The organism is Microbacterium sp. BH-3-3-3 (genome assembly GCF_001792815.1).
Classification (GTDB): Bacteria; Actinomycetota; Actinomycetes; order Actinomycetales; family Microbacteriaceae; genus Microbacterium.
Window position 1 is genome coordinate 287,883 of sequence record NZ_CP017674.1, and the last position, 18,422, is coordinate 306,304.

Genomic DNA, 18,422 nt, shown 5'->3' on the forward strand with positions numbered 1-18,422 from the left:
CGGCGACGGCGCCGGCGTGCGAGGCGCGGCGGGCTCCTCCGACTGTTCGGCGGTGGCAGGCTCGTCGGCACTGGGCTCATCGGCACTGGGCTCATCGGCACCGGGCTCATCGGCACTGGGCTCATCGGCATCGGTCGCGGCGGGGGTGCCGAACGCGGCGTCGACCGCGTCGGCGTCGGGGGCTGCGTCGTCCGTGTCATCGGATGCCGCGGACGGGTCCACGTCGGGGACGGAGTCGGCGCCGTGGTCGTCGGAGGCGACGGGCGAGTCGAGGCCGGGCGCGGAATCGGCCTCGGCGGCCGTCGCGCCCTCGGGCGCGGCGGTGGGTTCGACCTCGGCATCACTCGCGCCGTCGCGCGGGTCGGAGGTCTCGGGGGTGGGAGCGGAAGTCACGGGTAGCACCTCATCGCGGCAGAACCGCCTGGGGGAGTAGGACTCTCCGAGCCTAGTACGGGCCGCACCCACGGAACAGGATGCCGCCCCGGCTCACTCCGTCGGCACCGGTGCGGGCGTCTCGGGAACGGCCGTCGGCGCCGGGGTCGGCGCATCGGTGACGGCGGGCACGGGTGCGCCCGGACCCGCGACGAAGTAGAACGTCTGAGCGGCCCCGGCACCGAGGATGACCGCAAGCCCGACGACGACGCCGATCACGGTGTCGCGGCGACGCCGACGCCCCTGGCGTTCGTGCAGCTCGAGGCGCGCCTGGTAGACCCGCGCGCGCTCGCGCTGCTCCCGTGTCTGACGGTCTTTCCCCCGCGTCGCCACATCGACCTCCTCGCGCTCGGACGCCTCGATCCTACGCACGGGCCCCACGGACCGAGGTGCCGGCGGTCGTCCGGCGGCCTCCGACGAGAGCGGCGGGGACCGCTGCTCGCTCCGGTGTCGGAGGCCCCGGTTAGCCTGGAGCAGTGACCCGTGCCTCCGCCCTCTTCCAGGGCTCAACCCCGCTCGCGGTGCGAATGCGACCCGTCAGCCTCGACGAGGTCGCCGGCCAGGGTCACCTCCTGCGCCCCGGCTCTCCGCTGGTCACCCTCGCGACCACCGACTCCTCGGCATCCGTCTCGGCGGTGTCGGTCATCCTCTGGGGTCCTCCCGGAACGGGCAAGACCACGCTGGCGCAGGCCATCGCGCGCTCGTCGGGGCGTCGTTTCGTCGAGCTGTCGGCGATCACCGCGGGAGTGAAGGACGTTCGGGAGGTCATGCAAGAGGCGCTGACGCAGCGCGACCTGTACGGACAGTCGACCATCCTCTTCCTCGACGAGATCCACCGGTTCACGAAGGCCCAGCAGGACGCCCTGCTCCCGGGAGTCGAGAACGGGTGGGTCGTGCTCATCGCCGCGACGACCGAGAACCCCTCGTTCTCGGTGATCTCCCCGCTGCTCTCGCGCTCCCTGCTGCTGACGCTGCGCCCCCTGGGCGACGACGACCTCGGCGCCCTCGTCGATCGGGCGGTGACCGACCCGCGCGGGCTCGCGGGGCGCGTCGTGCTCGACGACGAGGCCCGCGCCACGCTGGTGCGGCTGGCATCGGGCGACGCCCGTCGCGCGTTGACCGCCCTCGAGGCCGCCGCCGCGGTCGCCGGTGACGACGGCGGCGTCGCCGCGCCGGTGGCCACCCGTGCCGCCGACCGCGATGACGATGACGACGACGACGACGACGAATCGGATGCCGGGACAGACGACCCCTCGCGTCCCGCCGACGATCTGCCGGTCATCACCGCCGACCACATCGCCCAGGCCGTCGACCGCGCTCTGCTGAGATACGACCGTCAGGGCGACGAGCACTACGACGTGATCAGCGCGTTCATCAAGTCGGTGCGCGGCTCCGACCCCGACGCCGCGATCCACTACCTCGCCCGCATGATCGAAGCGGGGGAGGACCCGCGCTTCATCGCCCGACGCCTCGTCATCTCGGCCGCCGAAGACATCGGCATGGCCGACCCGCAGGCCCTGCAGATCGCCGTCGCCGCGGCCGACGCCGTGGCGTTCATCGGCATGCCCGAAGGGCGCATCCCACTCGCCGAGGCGACCGTGTACCTCGCGACCACGGCCAAGTCCAACGCCGCGTACAACGCCATCAATGCGGCGATCGCCGATGTGCGCGCCGGCGGTTTCGGACGCGTCCCGATGCACCTGCGCGACGCCCACTACCCGGGCGCCAAGCGCCTGGGCCACGGCAAGGGCTACAAGTACGCCCACGACAGCGAGATCGGCATCGTGACGCAGCAGTACCTTCCCGACGAGCTGCGGGGCAAGCGCTACTACGAGCCCACGAACCACGGCACCGAGCGCGACGTCTCGGCACGGCTCGAGAAGATCCGCCGCATCCTCGACGGGCAGTGACACCCGCGCAGGGGTCTCGCCGAGTGCTCTGATAGCATGAACCGGCTCGAAACAGGGTTTTCGGGCATCCCCTCCTTCCAGTGATCACCTTCCGGTGCGCCCCGGCGTGCGCTTCGGATCGGGCGGAAGGGGGCGATACGCCCGCGAGCCGCGAAAGGCGCGGCCGCGTCATCGGAAGGAGCACTTCGTGACCACGAAGTCTCAGGACCGCCGTAAGGTGCGTCTGTCGCGAGCCCTCGGCATCGCGCTCACCCCCAAGGCCGCCCGCTACCTCGAGAAGCGTCCCTACGCTCCGGGTGAGCACGGTCGCACCAAGCGCAAGGCCGACAGCGACTACGCCGTTCGTCTGCGCGAGAAGCAGCGTCTGCGCGAGCAGTACGGCATCCGCGAGAAGCAGCTGCGCATCGCGTTCAACGAGGCCCGTCGCACCGACGGCCTGACCGGTGAGAACCTGGTCGAGCTGCTCGAAATGCGTCTGGACGCCCTCGTCGTGCGCGCGGGCTTCGCCCGCACCACCGCGCAGGCTCGCCAGCTCGTCGTGCACCGCCACATCATGGTCGATGGCCAGCTCGTGGACCGCCCGTCGTTCCGCGTCAAGCCGAACCAGATGATCCACGTCAAGACCAAGAGCGAGGGCCTCGAGCCCTTCCAGGTCGCCGCCGCCGGTGGGCACGCCGAAGTGCTGCCCCCCGTTCCGGGCTACATCGAGGTCGACCTGGCGACGCTGCAGGCTCGCCTGCTCCGTCGCCCCAAGCGCGCCGAGGTGCCCGTCACGTGTGACGTGCAGCTCGTCGTCGAGTACTACGCCGCCCGCTGATCTCAGCGAGCTGAAGGGCGCCGGGTTCTCCCGGCGCCCTTCTTTCGTTCCGACCGCACTCGCCGCGATCGCCCTTGGATGCCGGAGGGCGCGGCATCCCTCGATCCCTCTTTCGCGGCGGAGAGGGGTGGTCGCCTACGATGAGGGATGCCGCGACCGCGGCGTCGTATCGAGGAAGAAGTGGTGATCGTGAGAAGCCTCGTCTGGTTCGCCCTGGGCATCGTCGGCGGATTCGTCGCCGCCCACATGGTCAACAAGGACCCCCGCGGGCAGGAAGTCCTCGCCCAGCTCGACTCGCGCATCGGCGAGTTCACCGATCACATGAGCGACGCGTACCGCCAGCAGGAGACGCGTCTGTCGGAGATCATCGACGACGTCAAGAGCGTGGCCTCCTCGGCGGTCGACAAGACAGCGGACGCCGTCGACGACGCCGCAGCGGCCGCCAAGAAAGCCGCTTCGCCCTCCGACTGACCTCCCCGGCATCGGGTTCCGCGTGGCGGGGCCGATACCTCACGCGCACGGAAAGACCCGCCATGAAAACCGCCGAGATCGCCCAGCGCTTCCTCGACTTCTTCGAGAAGAAGAATCACACGATCGTCCCGTCGGCCTCGCTCGTCACCGACGACCCGGCCCTGCTCTTCACCGTGGCGGGCATGGTGCCGTTCATCCCGTACCTCAGCGGTGTCGTTCCGCCGCCGTACCCCCGGGCCGCCGACGTGCAGAAGTGCATCCGCACCAACGACATCGAAGAGGTCGGCAAGACCCCCCGCCACGGGACGTTCTTCCAGATGCTCGGCAACTGGTCGTTCGGCGACTATTTCAAAGAAGACGCGATCCGCTTCGCCTGGGAACTGCTGACCTCGCCCGAGTCCGAGGGCGGCCTCGCCTTCGACGCGAAGGACCTGTGGGTCACGGTCTACGAAGAGGACGACGAGGCGCACGATCTGTGGCGCTCGCTCACCGACCTGCCCGAGGAGCGCATCCAGCGCCTGGGCAAGGACACGAACTACTGGTCGACCGGTCTTCCCGGTCCCGCCGGTCCCTGCTCCGAGATCTTCTTCGACCGTGGACCCGCGTACGGCATCGACGGCGGCCCCGCCACCGACGACGACCGCTACGTCGAGATCTGGAACCTCGTGTTCATGCAGTACGAGATCACCAACGTGCGCTCGAAGTACGACTTCGACATCGTCGGCGAGCTCCCCGCCAAGAACATCGACACCGGCATGGGCCTCGAGCGCATCGCGTTCCTCAAGCAGGGCGTCGACAACATGTACGAGACCGACCAGGTGCGCCCCGTGCTCGACCTGGCGGCGAAGCTGGCCGGCAAGGCCTATGGCCACGAGTCGCACGAAGACGACGTGCGCCTGCGCATCGTCGCCGACCACGTGCGTTCCTCGCTCATGCTGCTCGCCGACGGTGTCACGCCCTCGAACGAGGGCCGCGGGTACATCCTGCGCCGCATCATGCGCCGCGCCATCCGCTCGATGCGCCTGCTGGGCGTCGAGGGTGCGACCTTCCCCGAGCTGTTCGCCGCCTCGCGCGATGCGATGAAGGAGTCCTACCCCGAGGTCGGCACCGATTACGCGCGCCTCTCGGCCTACGCGATCGCCGAGGAGCAGACCTTCCTGCGCACGCTGGCCGCGGGTTCGGCCATCCTCGATCAGTCCGTCGTCGAGGCGAAGAACGACGGGGGCACGACGCTGTCGGGCTCGGAGGCCTTCCTGCTGCACGACACCTACGGCTTCCCGATCGACCTGACGCTCGAGATCGCCGAAGAAGCCGGCCTGTCCGTCGACCGCGCCGCTTTCGACGAGCTCATGCTCGAGCAGCGCACCCGCGCCAAGGCCGATGCCCGTGCCCGCAAGGGCACCATCGCCGACCAGAGCGCCTACCGCGAGTTCCGCGCGCTCGGCGAGACGGTGTTCACCGGCTACACCGAGCTGCAGACGGAGTCGACGGTGCTCGGCATCCTGATCGACGGCCGCGGCACCGACCGCGCCGCCGAGGGACAGATCGCCGAGATCATCACCGCCGAGACCGCGCTGTACGCCGAGTCGGGTGGCCAGGTCGCCGACAAGGGTGTGATCGTCGGCCCCGGATACGAGCTCGAGGTGCTCGACGTGCAGCGTCCCGTTCCGGGCCTCGTCAGCCACACCGTCGAGGTCAGCACCGGCGAGGTGTCGGTGGGCGCCCGCGCCACGACCGTCGTCGACGCCCTCAACCGCCACTCGGCGCAGCAGGCGCACACCGCCACCCACCTGGTGCACGCCGCGATCCGCGACACGCTGGGCAAGAGCGCCACGCAGACCGGTTCGCTCAACCGCGCGGGCTACATGCGCTTCGACTTCAGCTGGGGCGCCGCACTGTCTCCCGAGACGCGCACCGAGATCGAGGACATCGCCAACAACGCCGTCCGCGACAACCTCGAGGTCACCACGCGCGTGATGTCGCTCGACGAGGCGAAGGCCGCGGGTGCCATGGCGCTGTTCGGTGAGAAGTACGGCGACACGGTGCGCATGGTCGACGTCGGCGGACCGTGGTCGCGCGAGCTCTGCGGTGGCACGCACGTCGCCCGCAGCTCCGAGATCGGCCTGGTCAACCTGGTGGGGGAGCAGTCCGTCGGTGCCTCCAACCGCCGCGTCGAGGCGCTCGTCGGGCTCGACGCGTTCCGCGATCTCGCCGCCGAGCGGGCGATCGTGTCGCAGCTGAGCTCGAGCCTGAAGACGCCGCGCGAACAGCTCACCACCCGCATCGCCGACCTCGCGGCCAGCCTCAAGGCCGCCGAGAAGAAGATCGCCGCGTTCGAGGCGCAGGCCCTGAGCGGTCGTCTGCCGCAGCTCGTCGAGTCGGCCGTCGCGGTCGGCGCCGTGCGGGTCGTCGCCCAGAGCCTCGGCGAGGGAGCGTCGGCCGACGATGTGCGCTCGCTCGCCCTGCAGGTGCGCGACCGACTCGGGTCCGACCCCGCCGTCGTGGCTCTCGCCTCGGTCGCCGGCGGGCGCGCCACGGTGGTCGTCGTGACCAACGAGGGCGCGCGCGAGCGCGGCCTGGCCGCGGGTGCCCTCGCCAAGAACGCCGCGGGCGTGCTCGGCGGTGGGGGTGGCGGACGCCCCGACGTCGCCCAGGGCGGCGGAACGGATGCCGCGGCCTTGCCGACGGCGCTCGAGGGCATCGTCACCGACGTGCGGGCGACCGCCGCGTGACGGGATTCCGGCGCGGTATCCGCCTGGGAATCGATGTCGGGCGCGCCCGGGTGGGCGTGGCCCGCTCGGACCCCGACGGCGTGCTCGCCGTGCCCGTCGAGACCGTGCCGCGAAAGGGTGAGCCGGTGCGGCGGATCGTCGAGCTCGCGGCGGAGTACGAGGCGTTCGAGGTGCTGGTCGGCCTGCCGCTGAACCTCCGCGGCGACGACACCCCGTCGACGACCGACGCCCGCGCGTTTGCCGGCGCCCTCGCCGAGGCGTTGCCGATGCCGGTGCGCCTGGTCGACGAGCGTCTGAGCACGGTGTCGGCGCACGGCGTCCTGCGAGAGGCAGGCCGTTCCCAGCGAGCGTCTCGTAGCATTGTGGATCAAGTCGCCGCCGTGGTGCTGCTGCAGCAGGCGCTCGACGTGGAGCGACATTCCGGCGAGCCGGCCGGACCCACCGTCTCACCGGGACAGGAGCCCGCCTGACATGCCCGAGAACCAGCCTCCCGAGAACGATCCGTTCGCTGATCTGTACGGGCGCCTTCCCGACCCGCGCACGGGCGCACGCCCGTCTGCCGCCTCGACGCCGGACGGTGCCGAGGGCGAGACTCTCTCGCCGCGCCGCGCCGCCCGCGAGGCCCGCCGCGCCGCGACCGGTCCCACCGCCACCTCGGCGGCGGACTCGAACGCGTCGGAAGCCCCCGCGCAGGGCGATTCGACCGTCGGTGACACCGCCGCGCCGTCGTCCCCCGCGCCCGCCGCGGGCGCTCCCGACGCCGCCCCGCGCCCCGTGGACGCCCCGCGATCCGTCGTCGACGCCCCCGCGCCCCGTGCGGCCACCGGCGACGCTCCGGCGCCCCGGCCGGCCGTGGCCGCTGCGCGCGATGACGTCTCCGCGCCGCGCGCCGAGGCTCCCCGCCCGACCGCAGCGGCCGAGCCCCCCGTCACACGGCGCTTCGACGCCGCCCGACGCGCCGATGCCCCCGCCGCCCCCCCGCGTTCCGCCGAGTCGCCGCGCCGCGCGTCGACCGACGTCCCCGCCGCCCGGCGTCCCGACGCCGCTCGCCGTGCCGAGACGCCCCGGACGACCGAGCCGTCGCGCGACCGCGAGCCCGCTCTCGTCGGCGCCGGCGTCGGTGCGTCGGCCACGTCCGCGTCGCGGGGTCCGGTGGCATCCGGATCGCTCGAGGAGCTCTTCACCGGCGAGACCACCACGCACGACATCGGCTCCCCGCCGCCGCGTCCGCCGAAGAAGCGCCGTCGCATCGGCGGCTGGATCGCCCTCGGCGTGGTCCTTCTCCTCCTCGCCGGCATCGTCGGTGGAGGTTTCGCGCTGTGGAACACCTACGGCACGCGCGTGCAGGCGTTCTTCGGCACGAGCGAGCCGATCGAGTTCGACGCCGGTCAGGCGACGGGCGAAGCCCGCATCACGATCGTCGCGGGTGACACCGGCGAGTCGGTCTCGCCGAAGCTCTTCGACGCGGGGATCACCAAGGCCTCGAACTCGCTGTACAAGTACATGCTCGACAACTCCGTCGTCTTCACGTTCCAGCCGGGCATCTACCAGCTCCAGCAGCAGATGACGTCCGAGGCCGTGCTCACGGCGCTCCGCGACCCGGCGAACCGTCTCGACAACTCCGTGCAGCTGCGCGAGGGGCTCACCCTCAACCAGTCGCTCGACCTGATCTCGGAGCAGATCGGCATCCCGCGCGAGGAGCTCACCGCCGCGGCCGCCGATCCCTCGCAGTACGGCGTTCCCGCCGGCACCCTCGAGGGCTGGATCTTCCCCGCCACGTACGACTTCGACGAGGGCGTCACCGCGAAAGACGTCATCACGCGCATGGTGCAGCGCACGATCCAATCGCTCGACGCCGCCGGGGTGCCTGAGGCCGATCGGGAGCGCATCCTCACCGTCGCCTCGATCATCGAGCGCGAGGCGCGCAGCAGCGAGGACTTCTACAAGGTCTCGCGCGTGATCGAGAACCGTCTGCAGCCGACGAACCAAGAGACGTTCGGCAAGCTCGAGATGGACTCCACCGTGCAGTACGGTGCGGGCGAGATGGGTAGTGGCTCGGTGAGCACCTCGACCGAGGCGCGCAACTCCGACAACCCGTGGAACACGTACATGTACCCGGGCCTGCCCGTCGGTCCGATCGCGAACCCCGGCGACCTCGCGATCGACGCGGCCATGAAGCCCGCCGACGGTCCGTGGCTGTACTTCGTGACCGTCAACCTCGACACCGGTGAGACGGTCTTCACCTCGACCTACAGCGAGCACGAGAAGGCCGTCGCCCAGTGGCAGGCGTGGTGCGCGGCGAACCCCGACGGCGGATGCTGACCGATCGCACGCGCCTCGCCGTCTGGGGCGACCCGATCGCGCATTCGCGGTCGCCCCGCCTGCACGCGGCGGCCTACGAGGTGCTCGGGCTCGACTGGCACTACGGCCGCGAACGGGTCGACGAGGCGGGCTTCCCGGCTGCGCTGAGCGGGCTGGATGCCGAATGGCGCGGCCTCTCGCTCACGATGCCGTTGAAGCACGTCGCCGCCCGCAGTGCCGTCTCGCTCGACGACGACGCCCGACGGACCGGGGCGGTGAACACCTACCTGCTCGACGCCGATGGTCCGCGCGGCTACAACACCGACGTGGGCGGGCTCGCGCGCGCGCTCGACGAGTTCGGGGTTCGCGCGCCGGGCGTGATCCGCGTGCTCGGTGCGGGAGCGACCGCCACCTCGGCCGTCGTCGCCGCGGCGCGAGCGGGCGCCGGCGTCGTCGAGGTGCGCGCCCGGCGCGTCGAGGCGGCCGCCTCGCTCCGCGCGCTCGGGCCGGAGCTGGGGATCGACGTGCGCGTCCGTGCCCTCGCCGACGCCGCCTCAGATGGGGAGCCCGTGGATGCCACGATCGCGGCTCTTCCCGGCGGCACCGATCTCGGACCCCTCGCCGAGGCCCTGGCATCCACGTCGGGACCCCTCGTCGACGTCGTCTACGGCGGCTGGCCCACCCCGCTCGCACAGGCGTGGGACCGCGCCGGTCGACCCGCCCACGACGGCCTGACGATGCTGCTGCACCAAGCACTGCTGCAGGTGCGCGTCTTCGTCGGGGGCGACCCCTCGCTCCCCGTGGATCGCGAGGACGCCGTCCTGGCCGCGATGCGCACCGCGCTCATGGGAGACTAGGTCCATGCTTCGCGTTCTCACGGCCGGCGAATCCCACGGCCCCGAACTGATCGCCCTCATGGAGGGGATGCCCGCCGGCGTTCCCGTCTCGTCCGCGCAGATCCGCGCCGAACTGGCGCGACGCCGACTGGGCTACGGCCGCGGCTCGCGCATGAAGTTCGAAGAAGACGAACTGTCGCTGTCGACGGGCATCGTGCACGGTTTCACCATCGGCAGCCCCATCGCGCTCCGCATCGGCAACACCGAGTGGCCGAAGTGGACCGAGGTGATGAGCCCCGAGCCCGTCGAGCTGTCGGACCGCTCGCGCGGACGCGGTGCCGCCCTCACGCGCCCGCGCCCGGGCCACGCCGACCTGGTGGGCATGCAGAAGTACGGCTTCGACGAGGCCCGTCCGATCCTCGAGCGCGCGTCGGCCCGTGAGACCGCCGCCCGCGTGGCGCTCGGCGCGATCGCGCGCTCGTTCCTCGGCGAGCTCGGCATCCGCCTCGTCAGCCACACCCTCTCGATCGGCCCCGTGCGCGTTCCCGACGGCGCCGCGCTGCCGACCCCCGACGACGTCGACCTGCTCGACGCCGATCCGCTGCGTTGCTTCCACGCCGACACGAGCGCCGCCATGGTCGCCGAGGTCGACGCCGCGAAGAAGGACGGCGACACGCTCGGCGGCGTCGTCGAGGTGCTCGCCTACGGCCTGCCCCCGGGACTCGGCTCGCACGTGCAGTGGGACCGACGCCTCGATGCCAAGCTCGCCCAGGCGATCATGAGCATCCAGGCGATCAAGGGTGTCGAGGTCGGCGACGGGTTCCTCACGACCACGCGCCGCGGCTCGCAGGCACACGACGAGCTGTTCGCCACCGGCGAGGGCATCACGCGCTCGTCGGACCGCGCGGGCGGCACCGAGGGCGGCATGTCGACCGGCACCGTGCTGCGCGTGCGCGCCGGCATGAAGCCGATCGCGACCATCCCCAAGGCCCTGCGCACGGTCGACGTGGCCACCGGTGACACCGCCGCCGCCCACCACCAGCGTTCCGACGTCTGTGCCGTGCCCGCATCGGGTGTCGTGGCCGAGGCGATGGTGGCGATCACCCTCGCGGACTCGGTGCTCGAGAAGTTCGGCGGCGACAATATCGCCGAGACGCGACGCAACCTCGAGACGTACCTGGCCCACCTGCCCGAGACGCTGCGCACCACCGACGCGTCCGACGCCGCGCTGCTCGCGCATGACCTCGCCTGAGGTCGCGCCCGAGCACGCGACGGGCGGCCTCTCGACCGGCGCCGACGCGAACGGCCCCGCCGTCGTGCTCATCGGCCCCATGGGAGCGGGCAAGACGAGCGTGGGGCGCCGCGTGGCGCGCGCGCTCGGCGAGCCCTTCGCCGACACCGACAAGATCGTCGTACGCGACCACGGGCCGATCCGCGATCTGTTCCTCGCGCACGGAGAGGCCCACTTCCGCGCGCTCGAGCGCGACGCCGTGGCCGAGGCCCTGGCCCGCGGCGGCGTCGTGGCGCTGGGTGGGGGAGCGGTGCTCGACCCCGTGACCCGCGAGCGGCTCCACGCGCACCGCGTCGTGCTCCTCACCGTCGCGATGCACGTCGTGGCGTCGCGGATCCACGGCGACGAGCGACCCCTGCTGGGCGGCGAAGACCCCGTGGCCCGGTGGCAGCGCATCTTCGATGAACGACGGCCCGTGTACGAAGAGGCCGCCGACATCGTGTTCGACACCTCGTCGGGCCCGCTCGCGCGGGTCGTCGACGACATCGTGGCCTGGGCACGCCGTGTGCCGGCCGGAGAGACGGCATGACCGACACCACCACCATCAGCGTCGCCGGCGACTCCGGCTACGACATCACCGTCGGACGCGGCCTGCTGGCCTCGCTCGGCGAGAAGCTGCCGCCGGCGGCCCGCAAGGTGCTCATCGTGCACCCGCCGACGCTCGCGGCTCAGGCCGAGGCACTGCGCGCGCAGCTCGTGGGCGACCGCGAGGTGCTGCTCGCCGAGATCCCGGATGCCGAGGCGGGCAAGCGCGTGGAAGTGGCCGCCTTCTGCTGGCAGGTGATGGGGCAGGCGGACTTCACCCGCACGGACGCGGTCATCGGCTTCGGCGGGGGAGCGGTGACCGACCTCGCGGGCTTTGTCGCCGCGACCTGGCTGCGCGGCGTCGCGCTGGTGCAGGTACCCACCACCGTGCTCGGCATGGTCGACGCCGCCGTGGGCGGCAAGACCGGGATCAACACCGCCGAGGGCAAGAACCTCGTCGGTGCCTTCTGGCCGCCCGTCGCGGTCGTCTGCGACCTCGACCTGCTCGAGACCCTGTCACGCAACGAGGCGGCCGCCGGGTTCGCCGAGGTGGTCAAGGCCGGTTTCATCTGGCATCCCGAGATCCTCGACCTCATCGAGGCCGACCCCGAGAACATCGTCGATCCCCGGGGCGACGGATTCCGCCGCTGCATCGAACTCGCGATCGACATGAAGGCGCGCGTCGTCGGCGAAGACCTGCGCGAGGCGGGTCTGCGCGAGGTCTTGAACTACGGTCACACCCTGGGCCACGCCATCGAGCACGCCGAGCGCTACCGCTGGCGCCACGGTGCCGCGATCTCGGTCGGCATGGTGTTCGCCGCCGAGTTGTCGCGTCTGGCCGGCCGTCTTCCCGACGAGGTGGCGCAGCGTCACCGCACGGTGCTGGAGTCGTTGGGTCTTCCCACGTCGTACCGTGCGGGCGCCTTCCAGACGCTCAAGGCGACGATGCAGCGCGACAAGAAGAGCCGCGGCGGCATGCTGCGCTTCATCGTGCTCGACGACCTCGCTCGGCCCACCGTGCTGCAGGCCCCCGACGAGTCACTGCTCTTCGCGGCCTACCAGGAGGTCGGTGCGTGACCCCCGCCGCGCGCCGTGTGCGCGCGGACGAGGGCGCGCGCGTCCGGGAACTGCGGCTGCGTGCCGTGCGTGATCCGAACGCCGCCCTGGCGTTCCTGACCACCTACGAGCAGGAGATCGCGCGCGATCCCGCGTTCTGGGATGCCCGCGCGGCGAGCGGCGCGAGCGGCGACGCGGGCGCGATGTTCGTGGTCGAGACCCAGGGCGAGTGGGCGGGATCGGCGACGGTGCTCGTGCGCCGGGCCGGCGACGTCGACCACACGGGCCGTCGGCGGACCGAGGCGCACGCCGGGATCGTCGGCGTCTTCGTCGACCCGGCGCACCGCGGATCCGGGGCCATCGACGCCCTGCTCGACGCTGCCGCGGACTGGGCCCGCGCGCTCGGATTCGAGACGCTGTCGCTCGACGTGCACGTCGACAACGGGCGCGCCCAGGCCGCATATCGTCGCGCGGGATTCGTCGCCACGGGCGAGGAGTTCACCACGTCGATCGGCCGCGAGCTCGCCATGACCCGCTCGCTGCGCTGACACGGCCGCCGGCGCCCGGCTCATCCGTCGCGGCCCCGCACCCACGACCGCGCGCGGGAACGACGAAGGCCCCGCCTCCCGGGGGAGGCGGGGCCGAGGTCGGGCGTCAGACCGAGACGGTCGCGCGCTCGCGCGACGACAGACCCAGCTGGTCGGTGGGGACGTCCTTCGTCTCTCGAGCGGTCAGGGCGCTGACCGAGGCGATGATCGCGATGACCGCGGTGAAGATGCTGATGACGACCCAGCCGCCCGCACCGCCACCACCGAGGGCGGCGACGATGCTCGGCGCGAAGCCGGCCATCAGGAAGCCGAGCTGCGTACCGATCGCCATGCCCGAGAAACGCACCCGGGTGCTGAACATCTCGCCGTAGAACGACGGCCACACGGCGTTGGCCGCGGCATACCCGCACGAGAACGTCAGGATCGCCAGGCCGAAGGTGAGCAGGTCGTTCCCGGCGCCCATCGACAGCATGTAGAACGGCATGAACGCCGCCGACGACAGCGCGCCGTAGATGAAGACGGGCTTGCGGCCGATGCGGTCGGCGAGCTTGCCGAACAGCGGCTGAGTGAACAGCGCGACGACGTTGGCGACGACGACGAGCCACAGCGTCACGCTGGCGGCGAGACCGACCTCTTTGCCGTAGGCGATCGCGAGCGTGCCGAACACGGTGGACACCGCGGCGATGAAGGCGCAGAAGATCACGCGGAGCACGTCGCGCCAGTGGTTCTTCAGCAGGGGCACCAGCGGCATCCGCGCGATCTTCCCGTCGGCCTTGGCCTGCTCGAACTCGGGCGTCTCATGCAGGCTCCGGCGGATGAAGAACGCCACGACCACGACCACCGCGCTCAGCCAGAACGGGATGCGCCAGCCCCACGAGAACTTGATGTCGTCGGGCAGGGCGACCACCGGGATGAAGATGAGGGCGGCGAGGATCTGCCCGCCCTGGGTGCCGGTGAGCGTCCACGACGTGAAGAACGACCGGCGCGAGTCGGGGGCGTGCTCCAGCGTGAGCGACGAGGCCCCCGCCTGCTCGCCGGCGGCCGACAGCCCCTGGGCGAGACGGCACAGCACCAGCAGCGCGGGCGCGAACCACCCGATCTGGGCGAAGCCCGGGAGGCAGCCGATGATGAAGGTCGACAGGCCCATCAGCAGCAGGGTGAACATCAGCACCTTCTGGCGCCCGATGCGGTCGCCGAAGTGGCCGAGGATGACGGCGCCGAAGGGGCGCGCGATGTAGGCGAACCCGAAGGTCGCGAACGACATCACGAGCGCCGCCTGATCGCCCGACGGGAAGAAGACCGTCGGGAAGATCAGGGCGGCGGCGGAGCCGAACAGGAAGAAGTCGTAGTACTCGACGGCGCTGCCCATGAAGCTGGCGGTGGCCGCCTTCACGGGAGTCTTCCGCGTCGTTGCGGGGGTGGTCATGCGAGTGTGCTCCTTATCGGGCGACGGCCGGGTCGGCGGTCGTGTCGGGGATGCTGTCGGTGGTGACGAGGTCGAGGAAGTGGGCGGTCATGCGGTCGGGGTCGGGTCGCGTCCCCGTGATGAGGGCGAACGCGTCGACGGCCTGGTGGACCGCCATACGTCCGCCGCTGAGTGTGCGGCAGCCGCGCTCGCGCGCGGTGACGAGGAGTTCGGTGTCGAGCGGGCGGTAGACGATGTCGGCGACCCACAGCTCGGGGCGGAGGAGCGCGGCGTCGAGGGGGAGCCCCGGGTGCTCGGCCATTCCGACGGGGGTGCAGTGCACGAGGCCGTCGGCGCCGGCGAGCACGTCGGCGAGCCGGTCGGGCGCGGCGGTGTCGACGACGGCGAGCGGATGCCGTGACGCCAGGTCGTCGGCGAGGGCCGCGGCGCGGGCAGGGTCGAGGTCGACGACGGTGAGCCGGCGCGTCCCGAGTCGCAGCAGGGCGTCGGCGACGGCCGACCCGGCCCCGCCGGCGCCGAGCTGCACGACGTGGTCGATCGCGGCATCCGGGAGTCCGTCGGTGAAGGCGGCGGCGAAACCCGTCGTGTCGGTGTTGTATCCGACGCGTCCGGTGGGGGTGAACAGCACGGTGTTGACCGCGCCGAGGGCGGCGGCGACGGGGTCGATGCGATCGAGGTGCGCGAGCACGCTCTGCTTGCACGGGTGGGTGACGTTGACGGCGTCGTAGCCAAGCCGTTCAGCCCACGCCAGCACATCGCCGATGCGCTCGGGATCGATGCCGAGGGCGGTGAGGTCGAGCGGACGGTAGACGTAAGTGAGTCCGAGAGCGCGCGCCTCGGCCATGTGCATCGGCGGCGTCAACGAGGGGAGGACCCCCGTGCCGATGAGGCCGACGAGATACGGGTGCGCGTCGATCACGGTACTCCTTCGTTTCCGCGAGCCGGTTATGTACTAACCGGTACGTTCAGAGGAAACCACGCCGAGCGCATCGTGTCAACGACGACTTCGATACGGCGCCGCGGCCGGGACCCGGACGCCCGGGCGCGCCCGGATGGTCGAGTGTCCAAGACACGCCGCACGCCGCCGGGCCGACACGGCATGTCGTGGACACTCAACGGTGGTCTGGGCCGGGGAGGGGGCCGAGGGGAGGGGCGCTGGGCCGCCCGGCGCACGCTCAGCGCACGGGGCCCACCCGGCGCGCGGTCAGCACGCGCGGCCCGCCCGGATAGTCGAGTGTCCAACACACGCCGCACGCCGCCGGGCCGACACGGCATGTCGTGGACACTCAACGGGGGTCTGGGCCGGGGAGGTGGCCGAGGGGAGGGGCGCGGGGCCCGCCCGGCGCACGCTCAGCGCGCGGGACCCACCCGGCGCGCGGTCAGCACGCGGGGCCCGCCCGGATAGTCGAGTGTCCAAGACACGCCGCACGCCGCCGGGCCGACACGGCATGTCGTGGACACTCAACGTGGGTGTGGGCCGCGGAGGGGGCCGCGCGTGGGCAGCGCGCGGGAGCCGAGCGGGGGCGCGGTCAGCGCACGGGGCCGAGGGGGCCGGGCGCGGTCAGCGCGCGGGGGCCGTCAGCCAACCGACGACCACGTCGCCGATGACCGCGCGCAGGTGCGAGCGCCGGTCGGGCGAGGTGAGATCGACGTCGAAGAGGTGGCCGAACGTGTAGCGGTTGGCGACCTGGAACACGCAGTACGAGCTGATGACGAGGTGCACGTCGATCGCGTCGACGTCGGAGCGGAAGACCCCCGCGGTGCGCCCGCGCTCGAGGATCTCGTCGAGCAGGCCCTTCGCCGGCTGCGACAGGGTGCGGAGCCCCTCGATCTGGCGGATGAACTCGCCGCGGTGGATGTTCTCGATCGCGACGAGACGGATGAAGGCGTCGTGCCCGACGTGGTGGTCGAAGGTCAGCTCGGCGAGCGAGCGGATGGCATCCACGGGGTCGGCGTGATCGACGTCGATCGCCCGCTCCGCCTCGCGGATGCCGCGGTACGCCTCTTCGAGCACGGCCCGGTACAGGCCCTCTTTGCCGCCGAAGTAGTAGTAGATCATGCGCTTCGTGGTGCGCGTGCGTGCGGCGATCTCGTCGACCCGCGCTCCCGAGAAGCCGTCTTCGGCGAAGACCTCGGTGGCCACCGCGAGGAGTTCGGCGCGGGTGCGCTCGGCGTCTCGACGTGCCTCGGCCATTCGGTCAGACTAGTGGACCCGCTTTGTACCAGATGGTACATTCGGCCGCCATGAGGACCTCCATCGCGACCGTCTGCATCAGCGGAACGCTCGCCGACAAACTGCACGCCTGCGCCGACGCCGGTTTCGACGGGGTGGAGATCTTCGAACCCGACCTGCTCGCCGCCCCCGAGAGCCCCGAAGAGATCGCGGCACTGGCCGGACGCCTGGGCCTCAGCCTCGACCTCTACCAGCCGATGCGCGACGTGGAGGGCGTCGACGAGGCCGCGTTCGCCGCGGTGCTCCGCCGCGCCGAGGCCAAGTTCCAGCTCATGCGCCGCCTCGGTATGGACCTCGTGCTCTGCTGCAGCAACGTCGGCACCGCCACGATCGACGACGACGCCGTCTCCGCCGACCAGCTGCGACGCCTCGGCGACCTGGCCGCGGGATACGGCATCCGGATCGCGTTCGAAGCCCTCGCCTGGGGCCGCTACGTCGACGACTACCGGCGCGCCTGGCGCATCGTCGAGCAGGCCGACCACCCCGCGGTGGGCGTCTGCCTCGACTCGTTCCACATCCTCTCGCGCGGGCACGACCCCGCCGGGATCGCCGCGATCCCCGGCGACAAGATCTTCTTCGTCCAGCTCGCCGACGCCCCGCGCCTGAGCATGGACGTGCTCTCGTGGAGCCGCCACCACCGCCTGTTCCCCGGCGAGGGCGAGTTCGACCTCGCTGACTTCACCGCGCGCATCGTCGAGGCCGGCTACACCGGACCCTGGTCGCTCGAGGTGTTCAACGACACGTTCCGCCAGACCGACCCGCGCCGCACGGCGCTGCACGCCCGCCGGTCGCTGCGCTGGCTCGAAGACGCGGTGGCCCGCGAGATCCCGGATGCCACGACCCACCGCGGCGATCTGTCGATGCTGCCCGACTCGGCGGCCCCGTCGGGCGTCGACTTCGTCGAGGTCAAGGCCGAGGACACCTCCGCGATCGAGGAGCTGCTCGGCCAGCTCGGCTTCACCTCGCGCGGACGCCACCGCACGAAGCCCGTGACCCTGTGGACCGCCGGCGACGCGCGGGTGGTGCTCAACGAGCAGCACGCCCGGGGCTGGGAGCCCCGGCTCGCGGCCGTCGGGCTCGAGGTCGACGACGCCGAGGCGGTCGACCTGCGCATGGACGAGCTGCGCGTACCGCGGGCCTACCGCCGCACCTACGCCACCGAGGAGCGCCTCGACGGCGCCATCGCCCCCGACGGCACCGAGGTGTACTGGGCGCAAGCGGCCGACGAGGGCGACCCGGCGTGGGTGGGCGAGTTCGAGCACGGCGAGGCCGCGCGAGAGACGGCCATCACGGGTGTCGATCACGTCAGCCTCAGCCAGCCCTGGGACGCGATCGAGGAGGCGACGCTGTTCTACACCGCGGGTTTCGCGCTGCGCGTCGACAGCAGCACCGACGTGCCGGGGCCCCGCGGTCTCGTCGCCAGCCGCGTGCTCGTCGCGCCGGGCAGCACGGTGCGCCTTCCCCTGAACGTCGCCCCGCCCATCCTGGCCTCGCAACGCGCGGGAGCCGCACTCCCGCAGCACGTCGCCTTCGTCTGCGACGACGTGCGCCACGTCGCCCGCGCGGCGCGCGAACGCGGCTTCGCGCCGCTCGAGATGCCGGCCAACTACTACGACGACATCGCCGCCCGCTTCGATCTGTCGGAGGCCGCCGTCGACGAGCTGCGCGACCTGCACCTCGGCTACGACCGCGACGATGCGGGCGAGTACCTGCACTTCTACACGCGCACGATCGGCGAGGTCTTCTTCGAGTTCGTGGAGCGCGTCGACGCCTACGCCGGCTATGGCGCCGGGACCGCCCCGGTGCGCCTCACCGCGCAGGGGCGGCGCTGATAGCGTGCCCGA

At 71.8% G+C, this 18,422-nt stretch carries 16 protein-coding genes; 12 read left to right on the forward strand and 4 right to left on the reverse strand.

The genetic code is table 11. From position 1 onward, the window contains the following. Nucleotides 1-486: 486 nt before the first annotated feature. The gene (locus tag BJP65_RS01420) at nucleotides 487-765 is read right to left on the reverse strand and encodes a dioxygenase (protein ID WP_070409792.1); all 279 of its coding nucleotides are present in this window, start codon (nucleotides 763-765) and stop codon (nucleotides 487-489) included. Between the two features lie 143 nt (nucleotides 766-908). Here BJP65_RS01420 and BJP65_RS01425 point away from each other — a divergent pair, with 143 nt between their 5' ends. The 11 genes from BJP65_RS01425 to BJP65_RS01475 all read left to right on the forward strand — a co-directional run bounded on the left by BJP65_RS01425 (nucleotide 909) and on the right by BJP65_RS01475 (nucleotide 12,919). Then, nucleotides 909-2,342 carry a replication-associated recombination protein A gene (locus tag BJP65_RS01425; protein WP_156784784.1) on the forward strand — a complete coding sequence of 478 codons (1,434 nt, stop codon included), beginning with the start codon at nucleotides 909-911 and terminating at the stop codon, nucleotides 2,340-2,342. Nucleotides 2,343-2,529: 187 nt separating this feature from the next. Further along, nucleotides 2,530-3,159, forward strand: a complete 630-nt coding sequence (gene rpsD / locus BJP65_RS01430) for a 30S ribosomal protein S4 (protein WP_055837326.1) — start codon at nucleotides 2,530-2,532, stop codon at nucleotides 3,157-3,159. A gap of 189 nt (nucleotides 3,160-3,348) precedes the next feature. After that, nucleotides 3,349-3,630 carry an ATPase gene (locus BJP65_RS01435; protein ID WP_258027510.1) on the forward strand — a complete coding sequence of 94 codons (282 nt, stop codon included), beginning with the start codon at nucleotides 3,349-3,351 and terminating at the stop codon, nucleotides 3,628-3,630. Between the two features lie 62 nt (nucleotides 3,631-3,692). Beyond that, nucleotides 3,693-6,362 carry an alanine--tRNA ligase gene (gene alaS, locus BJP65_RS01440; protein WP_055837329.1) on the forward strand — a complete coding sequence of 890 codons (2,670 nt, stop codon included), beginning with the start codon at nucleotides 3,693-3,695 and terminating at the stop codon, nucleotides 6,360-6,362. Beyond that, on the forward strand, nucleotides 6,359-6,832 hold the full coding sequence (ruvX, locus tag BJP65_RS01445) for a Holliday junction resolvase RuvX (RefSeq protein WP_070407998.1): 474 nt from the start codon (nucleotides 6,359-6,361) through the stop codon (nucleotides 6,830-6,832). Before alaS ends, ruvX begins: the two co-directional genes overlap by 4 nt. Nucleotide 6,833: 1 nt before the next feature. Next, nucleotides 6,834-8,684 carry an endolytic transglycosylase MltG gene (gene mltG / locus BJP65_RS16180; RefSeq protein WP_083285651.1) on the forward strand — a complete coding sequence of 617 codons (1,851 nt, stop codon included), beginning with the start codon at nucleotides 6,834-6,836 and terminating at the stop codon, nucleotides 8,682-8,684. Next, on the forward strand, nucleotides 8,678-9,520 hold the full coding sequence (locus BJP65_RS01455; protein ID WP_070409794.1) for a shikimate dehydrogenase: 843 nt from the start codon (nucleotides 8,678-8,680) through the stop codon (nucleotides 9,518-9,520). Before mltG ends, BJP65_RS01455 begins: the two co-directional genes overlap by 7 nt. Nucleotides 9,521-9,524: 4 nt before the next feature. Continuing rightward, nucleotides 9,525-10,751, forward strand: a complete 1,227-nt coding sequence (aroC, locus tag BJP65_RS01460; protein WP_070407999.1) for a chorismate synthase — start codon at nucleotides 9,525-9,527, stop codon at nucleotides 10,749-10,751. 79 nt (nucleotides 10,752-10,830) lie between these two features. Next, the gene (locus BJP65_RS01465) at nucleotides 10,831-11,319 is read left to right on the forward strand and encodes a shikimate kinase (protein WP_055837939.1); all 489 of its coding nucleotides are present in this window, start codon (nucleotides 10,831-10,833) and stop codon (nucleotides 11,317-11,319) included. Then, nucleotides 11,316-12,392 carry a 3-dehydroquinate synthase gene (gene aroB / locus BJP65_RS01470; RefSeq protein ID WP_070408000.1) on the forward strand — a complete coding sequence of 359 codons (1,077 nt, stop codon included), beginning with the start codon at nucleotides 11,316-11,318 and terminating at the stop codon, nucleotides 12,390-12,392. The genes BJP65_RS01465 and aroB overlap by 4 nt, the downstream gene beginning before the upstream one ends. Continuing rightward, on the forward strand, nucleotides 12,389-12,919 hold the full coding sequence (locus BJP65_RS01475; RefSeq protein ID WP_070408001.1) for a GNAT family N-acetyltransferase: 531 nt from the start codon (nucleotides 12,389-12,391) through the stop codon (nucleotides 12,917-12,919). Before aroB ends, BJP65_RS01475 begins: the two co-directional genes overlap by 4 nt. A gap of 106 nt (nucleotides 12,920-13,025) precedes the next feature. On the opposite strand, the gene BJP65_RS01480 is transcribed toward BJP65_RS01475, so the two are convergent. The 3 genes from BJP65_RS01480 to BJP65_RS01490 all read right to left on the reverse strand — a co-directional run bounded on the left by BJP65_RS01480 (nucleotide 13,026) and on the right by BJP65_RS01490 (nucleotide 16,539). Then, nucleotides 13,026-14,345: an MFS transporter gene (locus BJP65_RS01480; protein ID WP_055837349.1), complete on the reverse strand. Its 1,320-nt coding sequence runs from the start codon at nucleotides 14,343-14,345 to the stop codon at nucleotides 13,026-13,028. 13 nt (nucleotides 14,346-14,358) lie between these two features. Then, the gene (locus BJP65_RS01485) at nucleotides 14,359-15,264 is read right to left on the reverse strand and encodes a shikimate dehydrogenase (RefSeq protein ID WP_070408002.1); all 906 of its coding nucleotides are present in this window, start codon (nucleotides 15,262-15,264) and stop codon (nucleotides 14,359-14,361) included. Nucleotides 15,265-15,906: 642 nt separating this feature from the next. Then, the gene (locus BJP65_RS01490) at nucleotides 15,907-16,539 is read right to left on the reverse strand and encodes a TetR/AcrR family transcriptional regulator (RefSeq protein WP_055837357.1); all 633 of its coding nucleotides are present in this window, start codon (nucleotides 16,537-16,539) and stop codon (nucleotides 15,907-15,909) included. Nucleotides 16,540-16,589: 50 nt separating this feature from the next. Here BJP65_RS01490 and BJP65_RS01495 point away from each other — a divergent pair, with 50 nt between their 5' ends. Then, nucleotides 16,590-18,410, forward strand: coding sequence for a bifunctional sugar phosphate isomerase/epimerase/4-hydroxyphenylpyruvate dioxygenase family protein (locus BJP65_RS01495; RefSeq protein WP_070408003.1), 1,821 nt, complete (start codon nucleotides 16,590-16,592; stop codon nucleotides 18,408-18,410). The last annotated feature ends 12 nt before the right edge of the window (nucleotides 18,411-18,422 follow it).